This window comes from Streptomyces sp. NPDC126510 (assembly GCF_040302345.1).
In the GTDB taxonomy this organism is placed as follows: domain Bacteria; phylum Actinomycetota; class Actinomycetes; order Streptomycetales; family Streptomycetaceae; genus Streptomyces.
The window spans coordinates 1-18,206 of sequence record NZ_JBEORR010000034.1 but is presented as its reverse complement, the minus strand read 5'-3'; the positions used below and the strand labels follow the sequence as shown (position 1 = coordinate 18,206).

Sequence of the window (18,206 nt, the reverse complement as noted above, 5' to 3'; positions counted from 1 at the left end):
GGCGGTCGCGCGGCTTCCGGCCCGGCTCCCGTTCCGCCTCTTGCTGTGCGGCGACTGTTCGAATGCCGTCGCATCGCGCGGAACGTTACCGTATCGCGATCAGATGACCACTTCGACGCCTTCGCCGGGTGCTTTACCTGACATCCGTTCGGATTCGAGGGCTTGTTGCAGGATGACCACGGCTGCCGCCTGGTCGATGACGGACCGGCCCTTCTTGGATTTCACGCCGGAGGCGCGCAGTCCCTGACTGGCCGTCACCGTCGTCATGCGTTCGTCGACGAGCCTCACCGGAACCGGGGCGATCATGCGCGCCAGCTCCTGGACGAAGCCCCGGACCTTGACCGCGGCCGGTCCCTCGCCGCCCTTGAGGGACCGCGGGAGACCGACGACGACCTCGATCGGCTCGTACTCCTCGACAAGTTGCTTCAACCGCCGCTGAGCCGCGGGGATGTCACGCCCCGGAACCGTCTCCACCGGGGTGGCGAGGATCCCGTCGGGGTCGCACGAGGCGACCCCGATGCGGGCGTCCCCGACGTCGATCGCGAGTCGACGTCCTCTGCGCATGCTGTTCCGACCCGTCTCTTACTTGGCCGTCTCGATGACCAGGCGCTCGACGGCGTCCACGGCGTCACCGATGGCGGCCGGGTTCTGGCCGCCGCCCTGGGCGACGTCCGGCTTGCCGCCACCGCCGCCGCCGAGGGTCTTGGCGGCCGTACGGACCAGGTCGCCGGCCTTCAGGCCGCGCTCGCGGGCGGCCTCGTTGGTGGCGATGACCGTCAGCGGCTTACCGTTCACCACAGTGAACAGGGCGACCACGGCGGCCCGTCCGCCCTGGATGCGTCCGCGCACGTCAAGGACGAGCTTGCGGAGGTCGTCGGCGGTCGTGCCGTCCGGCACCTGACCGGTCACGACAGCAACGCCACGGATGTCCTTGGCGGACTCGGCAAGACCGGCGGCGGCCTGGAGGACCTTCTCGGCGCGGAACTTCTCGATCTCCTTCTCGGCGTCCTTCAGCTTGCCGAGCATGGCGGAGACCTTCTCCGGGAGCTCCTCCGGGCGGCCCTTGATCAGCTCCTGGAGCTGGGCGACGACCGTGTGCTCACGGGCGAGGAAGTTGTAGGCGTCCACGCCGACCAGGGCCTCGATCCGGCGTACACCCGAGCCGATGGAGGATTCGCCGAGCAGCTTCACCAGACCCAGCTGGGCGGTGTTGTGCACGTGGGTACCGCCGCACAGCTCCTTGGAGAAGTCGCCGATGGTCACCACGCGGACGCGCTCGCCGTACTTCTCACCGAACTCGGCGATGGCGCCCTGCTTCTTGGCCTCGTCGATGCCCATGACGTCGGCACGGACGTCGAGGTCGCGGGCGAGCACCTCGTTGATCTTCTGCTCGACGTCGGTCATCACGGCCGTCGGGACGGCGGACGGGGAGCCGAAGTCGAACCGGAAGCGGCCCGGCTGGTTCTCGGAACCGGCCTGGGCGGCCGTCGGGCCGAGGGCGTCGCGCAGGGCCTGGTGCGTCAGGTGGGTGGCCGAGTGGGCGCGGGCGATGGCCTTGCGGCGGCGGTCGTCGATCGAGGCGTGGGCCTTGGCGCCGACGGTGACCTCGCCGACCTGGACGACGCCCTTGTGGACGTAGACACCCGGGACCGGCTTCTGGCAGTCGCGGATCTCGATGACGGCACCGGTGTCGACCTTGATCTTGCCGGTGTCGCCGATCTGACCGCCGCCCTCGGCGTAGAACGGGGTGCGGTCGAGGACGATCTCGACCTCGTCGCCCTCGGTGGCGGCCGGGGAGGAGGCGCCGTCGACGAGGATGCCGACGATCGTGGACTCGCTCTCGGTGTCGGTGTAGCCGATGAAGTCGGTGGCACCGGCCTGGTCGGCGATCTCGCGGTAGGCGCCGGCGCCGGCGTGCCCGGTCTTCTTGGCCTGGGCGTCGGCCTTGGCGCGCTCCCGCTGCTCCTTCATCAGGCGCCGGAAGCCGTCCTCGTCCACGGACAGGCCCTGCTCGGCGGCCATCTCCAGGGTGAGGTCGATCGGGAAGCCCCAGGTGTCGTGGAGCAGGAAGGCCTTGTCGCCGGGCAGGACGGTGCCGCCGGCGGCCTTGGTGTCCGTGACGGCCGTGTCGAGGATGTTGGTGCCGGCCTTCAGCGTCTTGAGGAAGGCGTTCTCCTCGGCGAGGGCGACCTTCTCGATGCGCTCGCGGTCGGTGATGAGCTCGGGGTACTGCTGTCCCATCATGGCGATCACGGTGTCGATCAGGTCCTTGACGACCGGACCGGTGGCGCCGAGCAGGCGCATGTTGCGGATGGCGCGGCGCATGATGCGGCGCAGCACGTAGCCGCGGCCCTCGTTGCCGGGGGTGACACCGTCGCCGATGAGCATCACCGAGGTGCGCATGTGGTCGGTGACCACGCGCAGGGAGACGTCCGAGTCGTGGGCGTCGCCGTAACGGACGCCGGTCAGCTCGGTGGCCTTGGCGATGACGGCCATCGAGGTGTCGATCTCGTACATGTTCTGCACGCCCTGCAGAATCATGGCGAGACGCTCGAGACCGAGGCCGGTGTCGATGTTCTTGCTGGGCAGGTCGCCGAGGATCTCGAAGTTGTCCTTGCCGATGCCCTCGCCCCGCTCGTACTGCATGAAGACGAGGTTCCAGATCTCCACGTACCGCTCGTCGTTGACGGCGGGGCCGCCCTCGACGCCGAACTCGGGGCCGCGGTCGTAGTTGATCTCGGAACAGGGGCCGCAGGGGCCGGGGACGCCCATGGACCAGTAGTTGTCCTTCATGCCGAGGCGCTGGATGCGCTCCTTCGGCACGCCGACGACCTCGTGCCAGATGCGCTCGGCCTCGTCGTCGTCCTTGTAGACGGTGATCCACAGACGCTCGGGGTCGAGGCCGTAACCGCCCTTGTCCTGGGCGCTGGTGAGCAGCTCCCAGGCGTGCTTGATGGCGCCTTCCTTGAAGTAGTCGCCGAAGGAGAAGTTGCCGCACATCTGGAAGAACGTGCCGTGCCGGGTGGTCTTGCCGACCTCTTCGATGTCCGGCGTGCGCACGCACTTCTGCACGCTGGTGGCGCGGGCGAAGGGCGGCTTGACCTCACCCAGGAAGTAGGGCTTGAAGGGCACCATGCCGGCCGGGACGAGGAGCAGAGTCGGGTCGTCCGCGATGAGCGACGCCGAAGGGACGACGGTGTGACCGCGCTCCTCGAAGAAGCTCAGCCAGCGGCGGCGGATCTCAGCCGACTCCATCAGTGGTCCTCATTCCGGTTGTACGAGTACGTCGTCGTCCGGTCGCTGTCGACGGACTTCGGGTTGGTGCGGTTCTCGATGGCGGCGAAGCGCCGGGGGCCGGGGAGTTCGGGGTTCTCGTTGATGCCGAGGGCGTCCCCCAACTCGGCCTCCCGCACGGCCATGTTGTCCCGGACGTCGATCGCGAAGCCGACCGCGCGGTCCTTGATGCGGTGACCGGCCTCGATCGCCTTGTTCCCGGCGGTTCTGGCAAGGCTCTCGGGGGTCAGCTGCTTCAGCTTGCGATTGACCTTGGTGGTGGCCCACACACCGGCGGCGACGCCCGTGGTGAACCAGAAGGTACGGCGGAACATCGCTGGCTCTCAGTCCCTCTTCCCTCGGGCGCTGCGCCGGGTGACCGTGCGGCCCACGATCACGGTACGCCTGGACGCCTTGGCGGGCACGTCCTCCTTGCCGCCGCCGAGGGCCCGGCGTACGCCGTAGCCGAAGGCCGCGACCTTGACCAGGGGGCCGCCGAAGGTGGAGGCGACGGTGGTCGAGAGCGCCGAGGCGTTCGACGTGACCTCCTGGACGTCGGAGGCGATCGAGTCGACCCGGTCGATCTGGGTCTGTGCGGAGCGCACCGCCGCGGAGGCGTCGGCCAGCAGCGGGACGGCCTGGTCGGTCACGTCCGCCACGAGCTTGGTGGTCGCCTTGAGCGTCTGGGCCACCCTCGCCAGCGCGACGGCGAGGAAGGAGACCAGGATCGCCCAGAAGACGGCCACCAGGACTCCGGCAACCTCTCCACCGGACACTGTGTGCACCCGCTCCCTGAAACGTGCCTGAACATCAAAAAGTCGTGCGACGAGCCTATCGCGCCGGAGGATGCGCTCCGTACCGGTTTCCCGCGCGGCAGCAGGGGAATCGCGAAAGCCCGCCGCCTCGCCCACCCGGACAGGTGGGGAGACGGCGGGCTGAGGTACCGCGCGCCTGCCGAGGATCAGCGGGCGTAGTACTCGACGACGAGCTGCTCGTCGCAGATCACCGGGATCTCCTTGCGGTTCGGCTCACGGTCCAGGCGGAACGCCAGGGCCTTGAGGTTCACCTGGAGGTAGCGCGGCGTCTCACCGTCGGGGGCGAAGCCACCCTCACGAGCGATCGTGAAGAGGGTCTTCTCCTTGGAGCGCTCGCGGACCTGCACGACGTCGTCCGGACGGACACGGAAGGAGGGCTTGTCGACCTTCTTGCCGTTGACCGCGATGTGGCCGTGGACGACCATCTGGCGGGCCTGGTAGATCGTGCGGGCGATGCCCGAACGCAGGACCAGGGCGTCGAGACGACGCTCCAGCTCGATGATCAGGGCCTCACCCGTCTTGCCCTGGACCTTGGAGGCACGGTCGTAGGCGCGGACGAGCTGACGCTCGGACACGTCGTACTGCGCGCGCAGACGCTGCTTCTCGAGCAGACGGACCTTGTAGTCCGAGTTCTGCTTGCGGCCGCGGCCGTGCTCACCCGGCGGGTAGGGGCGGGCCTCGAAGTACTTGACGGCCTTCGGGGTCAGCGCGATGCCGAGGGCACGCGACTTCTTGACCTTGGGGCGGGACTGGTTCGCCACTGTTTTTCGCTTTCGTTGTATCGGCTTGTCAGTGTTGTGGGAGGTCGCATCCGCAGCCGGGGAAACCCGCCTGGACCCTGTCGGGCCCGGGTGGGCAGCCGCTCCCCGGTCTGGGCACATACGTGCAGCACGCGAGTGGCCCACCGGCCGGTCCCGTCCCAGGACGGGGGGTGGTGGGCTGCCCGCGACACCGTTCGACGGTGCGCGACGCTCCTGGAGCCGATCCCGGGGGATCGGGGCTCCGGCCGACTGTCCCGTTCTGACTGCACGGGACGCGGCACTCCGGACGAGTTTACAGGGTGCTCAGGACCGCTTTCGACCGAGGTTCTTCCGGGTCCACTCCACCGCGTCCGCGTACCGGGCCTCCGCGCCGTGCCGGGTCGGCTCGTAGTACTCGCGGTTCTTCAGCTCGTCCGGGGCGTACTGCTGGGCCGCGATGCCCTCGGGCAGGTCGTGCGGGTAGACGTAGCCCTGGCCGTGGCCGAGCTTGGTCGCGCCCTTGTAGTGGCTGTCGCGCAGGTGCGCGGGCACGGGTCCGGCGTGGCCCTTGCGGACGTCCTCCAGGGCGGCCCCGATCGCGGTGGTCGCGGCGTTGGACTTGGGCGCCAGGGCGAGGGCGATGGTGGCGTGGCTGAGGGTGAGGGCGGCCTCGGGGAAGCCGATCATGGCGACGGCCTGGGCGGCGGCCACCGCCGTCTGCAGGGCGGTCGGGTCGGCCAGGCCGATGTCCTCGCTGGCGGAGATCATCAGGCGGCGGGCGATGAAGCGGGGGTCCTCGCCGGCCTCGATCATGCGGGCCAGGTAGTGCAGGGCCGCGTCGACGTCGGAGCCGCGGATGGACTTGATCAGGGCGCTGGCCACGTCGTAGTGCTGGTCACCGTCGCGGTCGTACTTCACGGCGGCCCGGTCGACCGTCTCCTCCAGGGTGGTCAGACCGATCTCCGCCTCCCCCTTGTCGAGGGCGGCACCGGCGGCCGCCTCCAGGGCGGTCAGGGCGCGGCGGGCGTCACCGCCGGCGATCCGCAGGAGGTGGTCCTCGGTCTCCTGGGGGAGGGTGACGGCGTCCTTGAGGCCGCGCTCGTCGGTGAGGGCGCGGCGGATGAGGCTCCTGACGTCCTCGTCCGTGAGCGGTTCGAGGGTGAGCAGCAGGGAGCGGGACAGCAGGGGCGAGATCACCGAGAAGTACGGGTTCTCCGTCGTCGCCGCGATGAGCGTCACCCAGCGGTTCTCGACGGCCGGGAGCAGGGAGTCCTGCTGGGCCTTGCTGAAACGGTGGATCTCGTCGAGGAAGAGGACGGTCTCCTTGCCGTAGCCGCCCGAGGCGCGGCGGGCACCGTCGATGACCGCGCGGACCTCCTTGACGCCCGCGGTGATCGCGGACAGCTCCACGAAGCGGGCGTCGGTCGCCTTGGAGACGACGTAGGCCAGGGTGGTCTTGCCGGTGCCGGGCGGGCCCCACAGGAGCACCGAGGAGGGCCCGGCCGGGCCGGAGGCTTCCCCGACCAGTCTGCGCAACGGTGAGCCCGGCTTCAGCAGATGCTGCTGGCCCACGACCTCGTCGAGGGTGCGCGGGCGCATCCGCACCGCCAGGGGGCTGCTGGACGGCTCCTTCTCCTGGCGTTCTTCGGCTGCGGCGGTGAACAGGTCGGGCTCCACGCCAGAAACCCTAATTCACCGCACTGACAGTCGGCCCGGGGCCCGGGCCGGCCCGGATCAGCTGAGCCAGAAGTCCCACCAGCGGGTCAGGATCAGCATGCCGATGATGCCGATGTGCAGCACCGGCAGGACCCACGTGAACTCGCCGAAGAAGTTCTTGAGCCAGTTCGGGGCGGGCAGGAAGCCCTTGCGGATGTTGAACGACGTGACGTACCAGAACATCAGGATCGTGGCGACCCAGGCCAGGCTGCACCACAGGCACAGGGCGTTGATCCGGTACAGGGACTGGAACATCAGCCAGGCGCAGAAGCTCACGCCGAAGAGGCAGCCCGCGTTGAAGGTGAGCCAGTACCAGCGCGGGAAGCGGGCGCGGGCGAGCAGCGCCATGCCGACGCCGATGACGATCCCGTAGCAGACGAGACCGAGCATCGGGTTCGGGAAGCCGAAGACAGCGGCCTGCTTGCTCTCCATGACGCTGCCGCAGGAGACCACGGGGTTGAGGCTGCAGCCGGGCGTGAAGGTCTTGCCCTCGACCTTGGCCTCGAGGATCTTGAACTTGTCGATCGTGATGACCCAGGCGGCGAGCAGTCCGGCGGCACCGGTGATCACCAGCAGCAGGGCGAGGGCCCGGCTGCCGCCCTCCACGCGGGGCGCGATCCCGGCGCGCTGCGGCTCGGGCTCCACGGAGACGTCCTTCACTGTCGTCTTGCTCATCACGCCGATTCCGTCACTTGAGACCTGAACATCTTCGGGCAGGGCCCATTGTGCCGCACGGGTGCCCGTCTCCACCGTTCAGTGGACATAAGGATGTCGGCCCGGTCGTCCCCGAGGGTTGTGTTCCGGCCGACGCTCGTCGCATGACAGCACAGGGGTACGAACGCGCCGCGGACGTGGGGGCGCTGCGCTCCTGGAGGAGTGAGGAAGGCGCCGTACCCGGCGCCTTCCTCCACCGTGTCTCAGCCGAGCCGGGCCTCCAGCTCGGCCACGATCTCGTTCACGCCCACCGCCGTCTGCTCGCCGGACTCCATGTCCTTGAGCTGGACGACGCCCTCGGCGAGGTCGCGTTCGCCGGCGACGACCGTGTAGCGGGCGCCGCTGCGGTTGGCGTTCTTCATCGCGCCCTTGAGGCCCTTGCCGCCGTAGGAGAAGTCGGCCGCGATGCCGTTCTTGCGCAGCTCGGTCACCTTGGCGAACAGGATCCGGCGGGCCTCCTCGCCGAGCGGGACGGCGAACACGCTGGTGGTCGCGGGCAGTTCGAGCTCGACGCCCTCCGCCTCCAGGGCAAGGACCGTGCGGTCGACGCCGAGGGCCCAGCCGACGGACGGCAGCGCGGGGCCGCCGATCATCTCGGAGAGGCCGTCGTAGCGGCCGCCGCCGCCCACCGCGGACTGCGAACCGAGGCCGTCGTGGACGAACTCGAAGGTGGTGCGGGTGTAGTAGTCCAGGCCGCGGACCAGCTTCGGGTCGTCCTCGAAGGAGACGCCCGCCGCCGTGATCAGGTTACGAACCTCCTCGTGGTACGCCTTGCACGCGTCGCACAGGTAGTCGCGCAGCAGCGGCGCGTCCCCCAGCTGCTTCTGGACCGACTCACGCTTGTCGTCCAGGACGCGCAGCGGGTTGATCTCCGCGCGGCGCAGGGTGTCCTCGTCCAGGTCCAGCCCCCGGAGGAACTCCTGCAGTGCCGCCCGGTACACCGGGCGGCACTCCTGGTCGCCCAGGCTGTTGAGCAGGATCCGGAAGTCGCTCAGGCCCAGCGAGCGGTAGGCCTGGTCGGCCAGGATGATCAGCTCGGCGTCCAGCGCCGGGTCCTCCGCGCCGATCGCCTCGGCACCGACCTGGGAGAAGTGGCGGTAGCGGCCCTTCTGGGGGCGCTCGTAGCGGTAGTACGAGCCCGAGTACCAGAGCTTGACCGGGAGGTTGCCGGCCTTGTGCAGGTTGGCCTCCAGCGCGGCGCGCAGGACGGAGGCCGTGCCTTCGGGGCGCAGGGCGAGCCGGTCGCCGCCCTTGGTCTCGAAGGCGTACATCTCCTTGGTCACGATGTCGGTGGACTCACCGACCCCGCGCGCGAAGAGTTCGACGTTCTCGAAGCCCGGCGTCTCGATGTAGCCGTAGCCGGAGTTGCGCAGCGGAGCGGCGATCGCCTCACGGACGGCGAGGTACTTCGCGCTGTCCGGCGGGATCAGGTCGTACGTGCCCTTGGGGGCCTTGAAGGTGCTCACGGAAGGTCTCGTCACATTCCTCGTCGGGGAGCCGGCTGAGCTCCCTGGCCGGCGGCCACCTGCCGCAGATACGGGTTGGTGGAGCGCTCCTGGCCGATGGTCGTCTGGGGGCCGTGGCCGGACAGCACCACGGTCGAGTCGTCGAGCGGCAGGCACACGCGGGCCAGCGAGTCGAGCATCTCGGCCATGTCGCCGCCGGGCAGGTCGGTACGTCCGATGGAGCCGGCGAACAGCAGGTCGCCCGAGAACAGGATCGGCGGGATGTCCGCCGCCTCGGGCATGCCGAAGGTCACCGACCCCTTGGTATGGCCCGGCGCGTGCGCGACGGACAGCTCCAGGCCCGCCAGCTCCAGCTTCGTCCCGTCGGTCAGCTCCTTGACGTCGTCCGGCTCCCCCACGGTCAGCTCGCCCAGCAGCGGCATCCCGATGGAACGGCCGATCCCCTTCTCCGGGTCGCTCATCATGTACCGGTCGTCGGGGTGGATCCAGGCCGGCACGTCGTGCGCGCCGCACACCGGGACGACCGACGCCACGTGGTCGATGTGGCCGTGGGTGAGGACGACGGCGACGGGCTTGAGGCGATGCTTCCTGATCGCTTCCTCGACGCCGTCGGCGGCCTGATGGCCGGGGTCGATGATCACGCACTCCTCACCGGCGGCGGGGGCGACGAGGTAGCAGTTCGTCCCCCAGGCCCCGGCGGGGAACCCGGCAATGAGCACGATCGTCCTTCGTTGTGTCGATACGGGCGGCTACGGCTGCTCACAGAGCCTACCGGCGCTGCCGATTCCTCAGCGAACCCATATACGGTACGGGGCACACGCACGCGCTCGGCACACAGGACGCAGGCGTACCGGTCGACGTTCGAGACCCATGAGGAGAGAACCCGGTGGTCAGCCAGGAACAGCGGCGGCGTCAGCTCGCCCGGGAGAAGTTCTTGCGGCAGCAGCAGCGACGCACGGACTCGCGACGCAAGGCCCGTATCCGCAACTCCGTGATCGCCTCGGTTCTCGGCGTGATCGTGGTGCTCTCGGTGACGGTCTTCCTGACCAAGCCGTTCGAGGACGACGGCAAGAAGGAGAACGCGAGCGCCGAGGCCACCCCGAGCGCCTCCCCCAGCAAGGCCCCGGACCCGTGCGAGAAGCCTGCCCCGGGCAAGGTCAAGTCGGAGACCTGGAAGAAGGAACCGGCGACGACCATCGACGAGTCGGCGAAGTACACGATGAAGCTGGACACCACCTGCGGTGAGATAGACGTCGCGCTGAAGGCGTCGGCGGCCCCGCACACCGTCAACTCGTTCAACTTCCTGCTCGGCAAGGGCTACCTGGACCACACCAAGTGCCACCGGCTCACGAATCAGGGCATCTACGTCCTGCAGTGCGGCGACCCGCAGGGCACCGGCATGGGCGGACCGGGCTACACCATCCCCGACGAGAACCTCAAGGACAAGAGCCTCAAGGGCGGGGTGTACCCGGCCGGCACGGTCGCGATGGCGAACCAGTACAACGCCCAGACGAAGCAGGGCCGCAACAGTGGTGGCAGCCAGTTCTTCCTCGTCTACCAGGACAGTCAGCTGCCTCCCTACTACACACCGTTCGGTACGGTGTCCGAGGCGGGCATGAAGGTCCTGAAGAAGATCGCGGACGCCGGAGCGCAGGCTCCCGACCCCCAGACGGGCAATACGGCGCCCAACGCGACGGTCGTGATCAACAAGGCCACGATCACCAAATCCTGACCCCCAACTGCGAAATTTCGGTCGCGCGGGATGCGGACAGGCCCCCCGCCGGTCGCCTATGTTGGCCGTGACGAAACTGTGGACGATGCCCGGGGGAGCTGAGGCCCCCCGCAGGCATCATGTGGAGGAGGCGCTGTGAGCAGCGACCCGTGGGGCCGCGTCGACGAGACGGGGACCGTGTACGTGCGTACGGCCGACGGCGAGCAGGTCGTTGGTTCCTGGCAGGCGGGCTCCCCCGAGGAGGCGCTGGCCTATTTCGAGCGCAAGTACGAGGGCCTGGTTGTCGAGATCGGCCTCCTCGAGAAGCGAGTGAAGACCACCGACCTGTCGGCGAAGGACGCCCAGGCAGCCATCGACCACATCCGCGAGCAGGTCGACGCGCACCACGTGGTGGGCGACCTGGACGCCCTGCGGGTCCGGCTCGACAAGCTCGTGGAGCTGGTCGAGGCGCGCCGCGAGGAGCGCAAGGCGCAGCGGGCGAAGCAGTCCGACGAGGCCCGCCATGCCAAGGAGGCGCTGGTCGCCGAGGCGGAGGAGCTGTCTCAGTCCGAGCAGTGGCGGGCGGCCGGTGAGCGGCTGCGGGCTCTGGTGGACACCTGGAAGGGTCTGCCGCGCCTGGACCGCAAGTCCGACGACGAGCTGTGGCACCGGTTCTCGCACGCGCGCTCGGCGTTCTCCAAGCGGCGCAAGCAGCACTTCGCGCAGTTGGACGCGCAGCGCGAGGAGGCCCGCAAGACCAAGGAGCGGCTGGTCTCCGAGGCCGAGGCGCTGTCGAACTCGACCGACTGGGGCGTGACGGCGGCCCGCTACCGCGAACTGATGTCCGAGTGGAAGGCCGCGGGCCGCGCTCAGCGCGAGCACGAGGACGACCTGTGGAACCGCTTCCGCGGCGCCCAGGACGTCTTCTTCGCGGCCCGCAGCTCGGTCTTCGCCGAGCGGGACGCCGAGCAGACGGAGAACCTGAAGCTGAAGGAGGAGCTGGCCGAGGAGGCCGAGAAGCTCCTGCCGGTCTCGGACCTGAAGGCGGCCCGGGCCGCTTTCCGGAACGTGAACGAGCGCTGGGAGGCCATCGGCCATGTGCCGCGCGACGCCCGGCCCAAGGTAGAGGGCCGTATGCACGCCGTCGAGCGGGCCATCCAGGAGGCCGAGGAGGCCGAGTGGCGCCGGACGAACCCGGAGGCACGCGCACGTGCCGCGGGTCTGACCGGTCAGCTGCAGGCCGCCGTGGAGAAGCTGCGGGGCCAGATCGACCAGGCTCGCGCGCAGGGCAACAACGCCAAGGCCGACAAGCTCCAGCGTGAGCTGGACGGCCGGCAGGCGCTGCTGGACCAGGCGCAGAAGGGCCTCCAGGAGTTCGGAGGCTGAGCAGCCGACGCCAAGGGGGGCTTTCCGTACACGTCGTACGAAAAGCCCCCCTTTCGTGTGGCCGCTGTGGGCTGTTACGCCCTGCTGCGCGCCGACGTCACCCGGTACACGTCGTAGACGCCCTCCACTCCCCTGACCGCCTTCAGCACGTGGCCGAGGTGCTTGGGGTCGCCCATCTCGAAGGTGAAGCGGGAGGTGGCGACGCGGTCGCGGGAGGTCTGGACGGCCGCGGAGAGGATGTTGACGTGCTGGTCGGACAGGACGCGGGTGACGTCCGAGAGCAGCCGGGAGCGGTCCAGGGCCTCGACCTGGATGGCGACCAGGAAGACCGAGGACTGGGTGGGCGCCCACTCGACGTCGAGGATGCGCTCGGGCTCGCGGGACAGCGAGTCGACGTTCACGCAGTCGCTGCGGTGCACCGATACGCCGCTGCCGCGGGTGACGAACCCGATGATGGGGTCGCCCGGGACGGGCGTGCAGCAGCGGGCCAGCTTGACCCACACGTCCTCGACGCCCTTGACGACGACGCCCGGGTCGGCGCTGGAGCGGCGCTTGCGGCTGCGGCCGCGGGCCGGCGGGACCGACTCGTCGATCTCCTCGGTGGCGGCCTCCTCGCCGCCGAGGGCCTGGACCAGCTTCTGCACGATGTTCTGCGCGGAGACATGGCCCTCGCCGATCGCCGCGTACAGGGCGGAGATGTCGGCGTAGCGCATCTCGTGCGCGAGGGTCACCAGGGAGTCGCCGGTCAGGATGCGCTGGATCGGCAGGTTCTGCTTGCGCATCGCGCGGACGATGGCGTCCTTGCCCTGCTCGATCGCCTCGTCGCGGCGCTCCTTGGAGAACCAGGCCCGGATCTTGTTGCGGGCGCGCGGTGACTTGACGAAGCCGAGCCAGTCCCGGGAGGGTCCTGCGCCGGCCGCCTTGGAGGTGAAGACCTCCACCAGGTCGCCGTTGTCGAGGGTGGACTCCAGCGGTACCAGGCGGCCGTTGACACGGGCGCCTATCGTGCGGTGCCCGACCTCGGTGTGCACCGCGTACGCGAAGTCCACCGGGGTCGCGCCGGCGGGGAGCGCTATGACGTCGCCCTTGGGGGTGAAGACGAAGACCTCGTTGCGGGAGAGGTCGAAGCGCAGCGACTCCAGGAACTCGCCCGGGTCCTCCGTCTCCTTCTGCCAGTCCAGCAGCTGCCGCAGCCAGGCCATGTCGTTGAGGTGGTCGTCCTTGCTCTTGCCGGACGACTTGGGGGCGTCGGAGCGCACCTTGGACGCCCCTGCGACGGCCTCCTGCTTGTACTTCCAGTGCGCGGCGATGCCGTACTCGGCGCGGCGGTGCATGTCGAAGGTGCGGATCTGCAGTTCGACCGGCTTGCCGCCGGGGCCGATGACCGTCGTGTGCAGCGACTGGTACATGTTGAACTTGGGCATCGCGATGTAGTCCTTGAACCGGCCGGGGACCGGGTTCCATCGCGCGTGCACCGTGCCGAGGGCCGCGTAGCAGTCGCGGACGGTCTCCACGAGGACGCGGATGCCCACCAGGTCGTAGATCTCCGCGAAGTCCCGGCCGCGGACGATCATCTTCTGGTAGACGCTGTAGTAGTGCTTCGGGCGGCCGGTGACGGTCGCCTTGATGCGGGCCGCCCGCAGGTCCTGCTGGACCTCGTCGGTGACGATGGCCAGGTACTCGTCACGCTTGGGCGCCCGCTCGGCCACCAGCCGGACGATCTCGTCGTACATCTTGGGGTAGAGGATCGCGAAGGCGAGGTCCTCCAGCTCCCACTTGATGGTGTTCATGCCCAGGCGGTGGGCGAGCGGCGCGTAGATCTCGAGGGTCTCGCGCGCCTTCTTCTCCTGCTTCTCGCGCTTGAGGTAGCGCATGGTGCGCATGTTGTGCAGGCGGTCGGCGAGCTTGATGACCAGGACGCGCGGGTCCTTGGCCATGGCGACGACCATCTTGCGCACGGTCTCGGCCTGCGCGGCCTCGCCGAACTTGACCTTGTCCAGCTTGGTGACGCCGTCGACGAGCAGCGTGACGACGTCGCCGAAGTCGCGGCGCAGATCGTCCAGGCCGTACTCGGTGTCCTCGACCGTGTCGTGCAGCAGGCCGGCCATCAGCGTGGCCGGATCCATGCCCAGCTCGGCGAGGATGGTCGTGACGGCGAGCGGGTGCGTGATGTACGGGTCGCCGCTCTTGCGCTTCTGGCCGCGGTGCCAGCGCTCGGCGACCTGGTAGGCGCGCTCGATCTGGCGGAGCGTGGCCGTCTCGATCTTCGGGTCGTTGCCGCGGACTATCCGCAGCAGCGGCTCCAGCACGGGGTTGTACGGGTTCGCGCGCTGCACACCGAGCCGGGCCAGACGGGCCCGGACGCGGTTGGAGGAGCCGGAGCGGGCCTGCTGGCCGGCCGCCTGACGGACCGCGGGCGGGGTGGGCTTGGGCCGCGCCTGCTCGGCGGGCTTGTCGACCGGCGCCGCCTGGGCGTGCTCGACCGGCCCGCGGGTGTCGTTCTTCGCGTGGGGCGCGTTCGGCGCGGGCTTGGCCGCGGCTGCCGAGGCGGACTCGGGCTTGGCGGCGGTCAGATGCTGGGCCTCGTCTGGCAAGAGGACTCCTCGTGCGCGATCCGGGTCCCCCGGTCAGGCTCCGGACCCCCCATGGTAGCGATCCCGGGCCCCGGGATCGCCTTCAGGCCGATGTGAGGACCGTCTACCCCAGAAACGCAGGTAACGCACGAGGCGGGCTCCGGATTCCTCCGGGCCCGCCTCTGCGGTGTCGTGCCGGTGTCCACCGGGACGGCTGCGCGGCCGCTAGACCGTGAGCAGCGCCTCCAGCGGGGCACCGTTCAGCGCCGGCTCCAGGCGGGCGCGGCCGCTCAGGAAGCCGAGCTCCATGAGGACGGCGAGACCCGCGACCTCGGCGCCGGCCCGGCGGATGAGCTCGACCGAGGCCTCGGCGGTGCCGCCGGTGGCGAGGACGTCGTCGACGATGAGCACCCGGTCCCCGGGGTTCAGGTCCTCGGCGTGCACCTCGATCTCCGCCGAGCCGTACTCCAGGTCGTAGGCCTGGGCGAGGGTGGCTCCGGGGAGCTTGCCCGCCTTGCGTACGGGGATGAAGCCGAGGCCGGCGCGGACGGCGACCGGGGCGCCGAGGATGAAGCCACGGGCCTCCAGACCGACGACCTTGGTGGCCCCGGTCCGCTCGGCGATCTCGGCGAGGGCGTCGGTGAGCGCGGTGAACGCCGCAGGGTCCGCCAGGAGCGGGGTGATGTCCTTGAACATCACACCCGGCTCCGGGTAGTCCGCCACGTCCCTGATGCGGCTGAGGAGCAGCTCCCTGATCTCGGTCATCGGCGCTTCCCCGAGGGGCGGCCGCGGCCGCGGCTGCGGGAGGCGGGCTGGTTGCGCGGCCCGACCACCGCGGGGGCGGCGTCCTCGGGCTCGTCGGCGTACACCTCGTCGTCGCCCTGGACCCCGGTCTCGCCCTTGGCCGCGGCCTGGGCGCGCTTGGCCAGGACGCGCTTCTTCAGGGCCTTCATCTGCGGCTCGCGTTCCTTGAGGTCGGCGACGAGCGGCGTGGCGATGAAGATCGAGGAGTAGGCACCGGCGGCGAGGCCGACGAACAGCGACAGCGAGATGTCGTTCAGCATGCCGGCGCCGAGGACACCGCCACCGATGAACAGCAGGCCGGCGACCGGCAGCAGCGCCACCACGGTGGTGTTGATGGAGCGGACCAGGGTGCTGTTGATCGAGCGGTTGGCGACGTCGCTGTAGGTCCAGCGGGTCTGCTTGGTGAGGTCCTTCGTCTGCTCCTTGAGGCTGTCGAAGACCACGACCGTGTCGTAGAGCGAGTAACCGAGGATGGTCAGCAGACCGATCACCGTGCCCGGTGTGACCTCGAAGCCGACGAGGGCGTAGATGCCGACCGTGATGGTGATGTCGTGGATCAGAGCGACGAACGCGGCGAGCGCCATGCGCCACTCGAACGCGATCGCCAGGTAGATCACCACGAGGAACAGGAAGATGCCGAGGCCCTGCCAGGCCTTGTTGGCGATCTGCTCGCCCCAGCTGGGACCGACCAGTTCGGCGTTGATCTGCTCCGCGTCGACCTTGAGGTCGTCCGACAGCTGGGCCTTGATCTGGTTGGCCTTGTCGGTCTCGATGCCCGCGACCTGGATCCGCAGGCTGCCGTCACCGAGCTTCTGGACGATCGCGTCGTGACCGGAGGCCGTCTCCGCGTACTCCTCGGCCTGGGACACCGAGACGCTGACGTTCTTCGGGGTGGTGAAGACGGCACCGCCCTGGAACTCGATGCCCATGTTCAAGCCGCGCACCGCCAGGCCGACGATGGCCGTGATGGTGATCAGGATCGACAGGCCGTACCAGATCTTGCGGTTCTTGACGAAGTCGTAGCCGATCTCGCCACGGTGCAGCCGGGCGCCGAGGTTGCCGAGTTTCGACATCTCACGCCTCCTTCGTCTCGACGGGGGCGGAGGGACGGCGGGTGCGGCGCAGTGGCGGCTGGGCACCCAGGCTCTTCGGGTCGAGGCCGGACCACTTGTGGCCGTTCGCGAAGAAGGCGCGACGGGCCAGCAGGGTCAGCAGCGGCTTGGTGAAGAGGAAGACCACGACCACGTCGAGCAGCGTGGTCAGGCCGAGTGTGAAGGCGAAGCCGCGCACCTTGCCGACGGTGACGATGAAGAGCACCGCGGCGGCGAGGAACGACACGAAGTCGGAGACCAGGATGGTGCGCCGGGCGCGGGGCCAGGCCCGCTCGACGGCGGGGCGCAGGGTGCGGCCCTCGCGGATCTCGTCACGGACGCGTTCGAAGTACACGATGAACGAGTCCGCCGTGATGCCGATCGCGACGATGGCACCGCACACCGCCGGCAGGTTCAGCGCGAACCCGATGGCCGGGCCGAGCAGGGCCATGAGCGTGTAGGTGAGGGCGGCGGAGACCAGCAGCGAGAGGATCGCGACGAACGACAGGCCGCGGTAGTAGGCCAGCAGGTAGATGACGACCAGCGCGAGACCGATCGCGCCGGCGATCAGACCGGCCTGCAGCTGGTCACCGCCGAGCGCGGCGGTCACGGTCGTCATGCTGTCGACCTTGAAGGTCAGCGGCAGCGCACCGTAACTCAGCATGTTGGACAGTTCCTGCGCGGACTGCTGGTTGAAGTTGCCGGAGATCTCGGCGTTGCCGCCCGTCAGGGCCTGCCGGACGGACGGGTCGGAGACCACGTCGCCGTCCAGGACGATCGCGAACTGGTTCTGCGGCGGCTGGTTCTGGGCCAGCTTGCCGGTGATGTCGCCGAACTTCTTGGCACCGGCGTCCGTGAAGTCCATCGTGACGGTCCAGCCGGCGCCGGTCTGGGTGTTCAGGACGGCCTGGGCCTTGTCGACGTCCGTGCCGTCGACCTCGGCGGGACCGAGGATGTACTTCTGCCACTGGCCCCCCGAGTTCTTGCCGCAGGCCAGGGTGGGCTGGGAGGCCTTGACGCCGTCGCCCACGCTGGAGCGGGTCTTGGCGTCCGTGCAGTCGAGCTTGGCGTACTTCGCCTGCAGCGCGTTCGCGTCGGCCTGGGCGCTGCCGCCGCTCGCCGACGGGGAGGGGCTGGTCGCGGGCTTGTCCGAGGCGCTCGCGGACGGCGTGGCGTCGGCCTTCAGCCCGTCGGTGACCGCCCGGCCCTGGGTGGTGGGCGTGGCGGACGGGGAGGCGGAGTTCTTGTCGGTGGCCTCGGGCTTGCCGGACGGCTGGCCCGAGGGGCTGCCGGAGGGGCTCGGGGATGGGCTGGCCGCGCCCTTGCCGCCGGAGACCTCGGTGGCGATGACCGGGCGGAAGTAGAGCTTGGCGGTGGTGCCGACCTGCTTGCGGGCCTGCTCGGAGTTGGTCCCCTTGGGGATGTTCACGACGATGTTGTCGCGGCCCTGCGTCTGGACCTCGGCCTCCGAGACGCCCAGACCGTTGACGCGGCGCTCCATGATGGAGACGGCCGTGTCCATGTTGGTCTTGTTGATCGCCGACTCGTTGCCGGCCTCGGGGACCGCGCGGAGCGTGATGCTCGTGCCACCGGCCAGGTCGATGCCCAGGCGTGGCTTGGTGTGTCCCGAGGCGAACATTCCACCGGTGAGCGCCACGATGGCGATCAGGATCAGGGCCAGCGAGCGCCCCGGCTTGCTCTGGGCGCTCGCGTTCCTGCCCTTTTTAGGTGTGGCCACCTTCTCGTACTCCCTCTCGGGCCACCTCGCTCCGGATCGGCGGACGGGTGGCCATGACATGGTGTCGGGATGCCGTGCGAGCTGGGCGTCGCGCTGACCGACGAGGACGGCCGGTACGCCGCCGACGAGGCGCAGTTGACGGCCGGCGTGACGGAGCTGCGGGAGCGGACGGCGTCGCC

The 18,206-nt window shown here is 69.5% G+C and carries 15 protein-coding genes; 2 read left to right on the top strand and 13 right to left on the bottom strand.

All coding sequences use genetic code 11. From position 1 onward, the window contains the following. Nucleotides 1-99: 99 nt before the first annotated feature. The 9 genes from ruvX to ABTX60_RS34805 form a co-directional block, all read right to left on the bottom strand. A complete protein-coding gene (gene ruvX / locus ABTX60_RS34845; RefSeq protein ID WP_352101030.1) occupies nt 100-564 on the bottom strand; it encodes a Holliday junction resolvase RuvX in 465 nt (154 codons plus the stop codon). A gap of 18 nt (nt 565-582) precedes the next feature. Continuing rightward, nucleotides 583-3,255, bottom strand: a complete 2,673-nt coding sequence (alaS, locus tag ABTX60_RS34840) for an alanine--tRNA ligase (protein ID WP_352101029.1) — start codon at nt 3,253-3,255, stop codon at nt 583-585. Beyond that, nucleotides 3,255-3,608, bottom strand: a complete 354-nt coding sequence (locus tag ABTX60_RS34835) for a hypothetical protein (RefSeq protein WP_352101028.1) — start codon at nt 3,606-3,608, stop codon at nt 3,255-3,257. The genes alaS and ABTX60_RS34835 overlap by 1 nt, the downstream gene beginning before the upstream one ends. Nucleotides 3,609-3,617: 9 nt before the next feature. Then, nucleotides 3,618-4,058: a DUF948 domain-containing protein gene (locus ABTX60_RS34830; protein ID WP_352101027.1), complete on the bottom strand. Its 441-nt coding sequence runs from the start codon at nt 4,056-4,058 to the stop codon at nt 3,618-3,620. A 176-nt stretch (nt 4,059-4,234) separates the two neighbouring features. Further along, nucleotides 4,235-4,849: a 30S ribosomal protein S4 gene (gene rpsD, locus ABTX60_RS34825; RefSeq protein WP_053668303.1), complete on the bottom strand. Its 615-nt coding sequence runs from the start codon at nt 4,847-4,849 to the stop codon at nt 4,235-4,237. A 303-nt stretch (nt 4,850-5,152) separates the two neighbouring features. Then, a complete protein-coding gene (locus ABTX60_RS34820) occupies nt 5,153-6,505 on the bottom strand; it encodes a replication-associated recombination protein A (protein ID WP_352101026.1) in 1,353 nt (450 codons plus the stop codon). Nucleotides 6,506-6,562: 57 nt separating this feature from the next. Beyond that, complete coding sequence (locus ABTX60_RS34815) at nt 6,563-7,219, bottom strand: vitamin K epoxide reductase family protein (protein ID WP_352101025.1); 657 nt, start codon at nt 7,217-7,219, stop codon at nt 6,563-6,565. Nucleotides 7,220-7,461: 242 nt separating this feature from the next. Then, nucleotides 7,462-8,724: a histidine--tRNA ligase gene (gene hisS, locus ABTX60_RS34810; protein ID WP_352101024.1), complete on the bottom strand. Its 1,263-nt coding sequence runs from the start codon at nt 8,722-8,724 to the stop codon at nt 7,462-7,464. An 11-nt stretch (nt 8,725-8,735) separates the two neighbouring features. Next, nucleotides 8,736-9,443: an MBL fold metallo-hydrolase gene (locus ABTX60_RS34805; protein ID WP_352101023.1), complete on the bottom strand. Its 708-nt coding sequence runs from the start codon at nt 9,441-9,443 to the stop codon at nt 8,736-8,738. A 167-nt stretch (nt 9,444-9,610) separates the two neighbouring features. On the opposite strand from ABTX60_RS34805, the gene ABTX60_RS34800 reads away from it, so the two are divergent. Continuing rightward, nucleotides 9,611-10,456 (top strand): peptidylprolyl isomerase, encoded by an 846-nt coding sequence (locus tag ABTX60_RS34800; protein WP_352101022.1) that lies wholly within the window; start codon nt 9,611-9,613, stop codon nt 10,454-10,456. A 135-nt stretch (nt 10,457-10,591) separates the two neighbouring features. Next, nucleotides 10,592-11,821 carry a DUF349 domain-containing protein gene (locus tag ABTX60_RS34795; RefSeq protein WP_352101021.1) on the top strand — a complete coding sequence of 410 codons (1,230 nt, stop codon included), beginning with the start codon at nt 10,592-10,594 and terminating at the stop codon, nt 11,819-11,821. 74 nt (nt 11,822-11,895) lie between these two features. Here ABTX60_RS34795 and relA read toward each other — a convergent pair whose 3' ends face one another. From relA to secD, 4 genes are all read right to left on the bottom strand, one after another. Further along, on the bottom strand, nt 11,896-14,415 hold the full coding sequence (gene relA / locus ABTX60_RS34790) for a GTP pyrophosphokinase (protein ID WP_352101020.1): 2,520 nt from the start codon (nt 14,413-14,415) through the stop codon (nt 11,896-11,898). Between the two features lie 204 nt (nt 14,416-14,619). Continuing rightward, the gene (locus tag ABTX60_RS34785; protein WP_352101019.1) at nt 14,620-15,159 is read right to left on the bottom strand and encodes an adenine phosphoribosyltransferase; all 540 of its coding nucleotides are present in this window, start codon (nt 15,157-15,159) and stop codon (nt 14,620-14,622) included. Next, a complete protein-coding gene (gene secF / locus ABTX60_RS34780) occupies nt 15,156-16,271 on the bottom strand; it encodes a protein translocase subunit SecF (protein WP_352101018.1) in 1,116 nt (371 codons plus the stop codon). The genes ABTX60_RS34785 and secF overlap by 4 nt, the downstream gene beginning before the upstream one ends. Nucleotide 16,272: 1 nt before the next feature. Beyond that, the gene (gene secD / locus ABTX60_RS34775) at nt 16,273-18,027 is read right to left on the bottom strand and encodes a protein translocase subunit SecD (RefSeq protein WP_352101017.1); all 1,755 of its coding nucleotides are present in this window, start codon (nt 18,025-18,027) and stop codon (nt 16,273-16,275) included. Between the last annotated feature and the right edge of the window lie 179 nt (nt 18,028-18,206).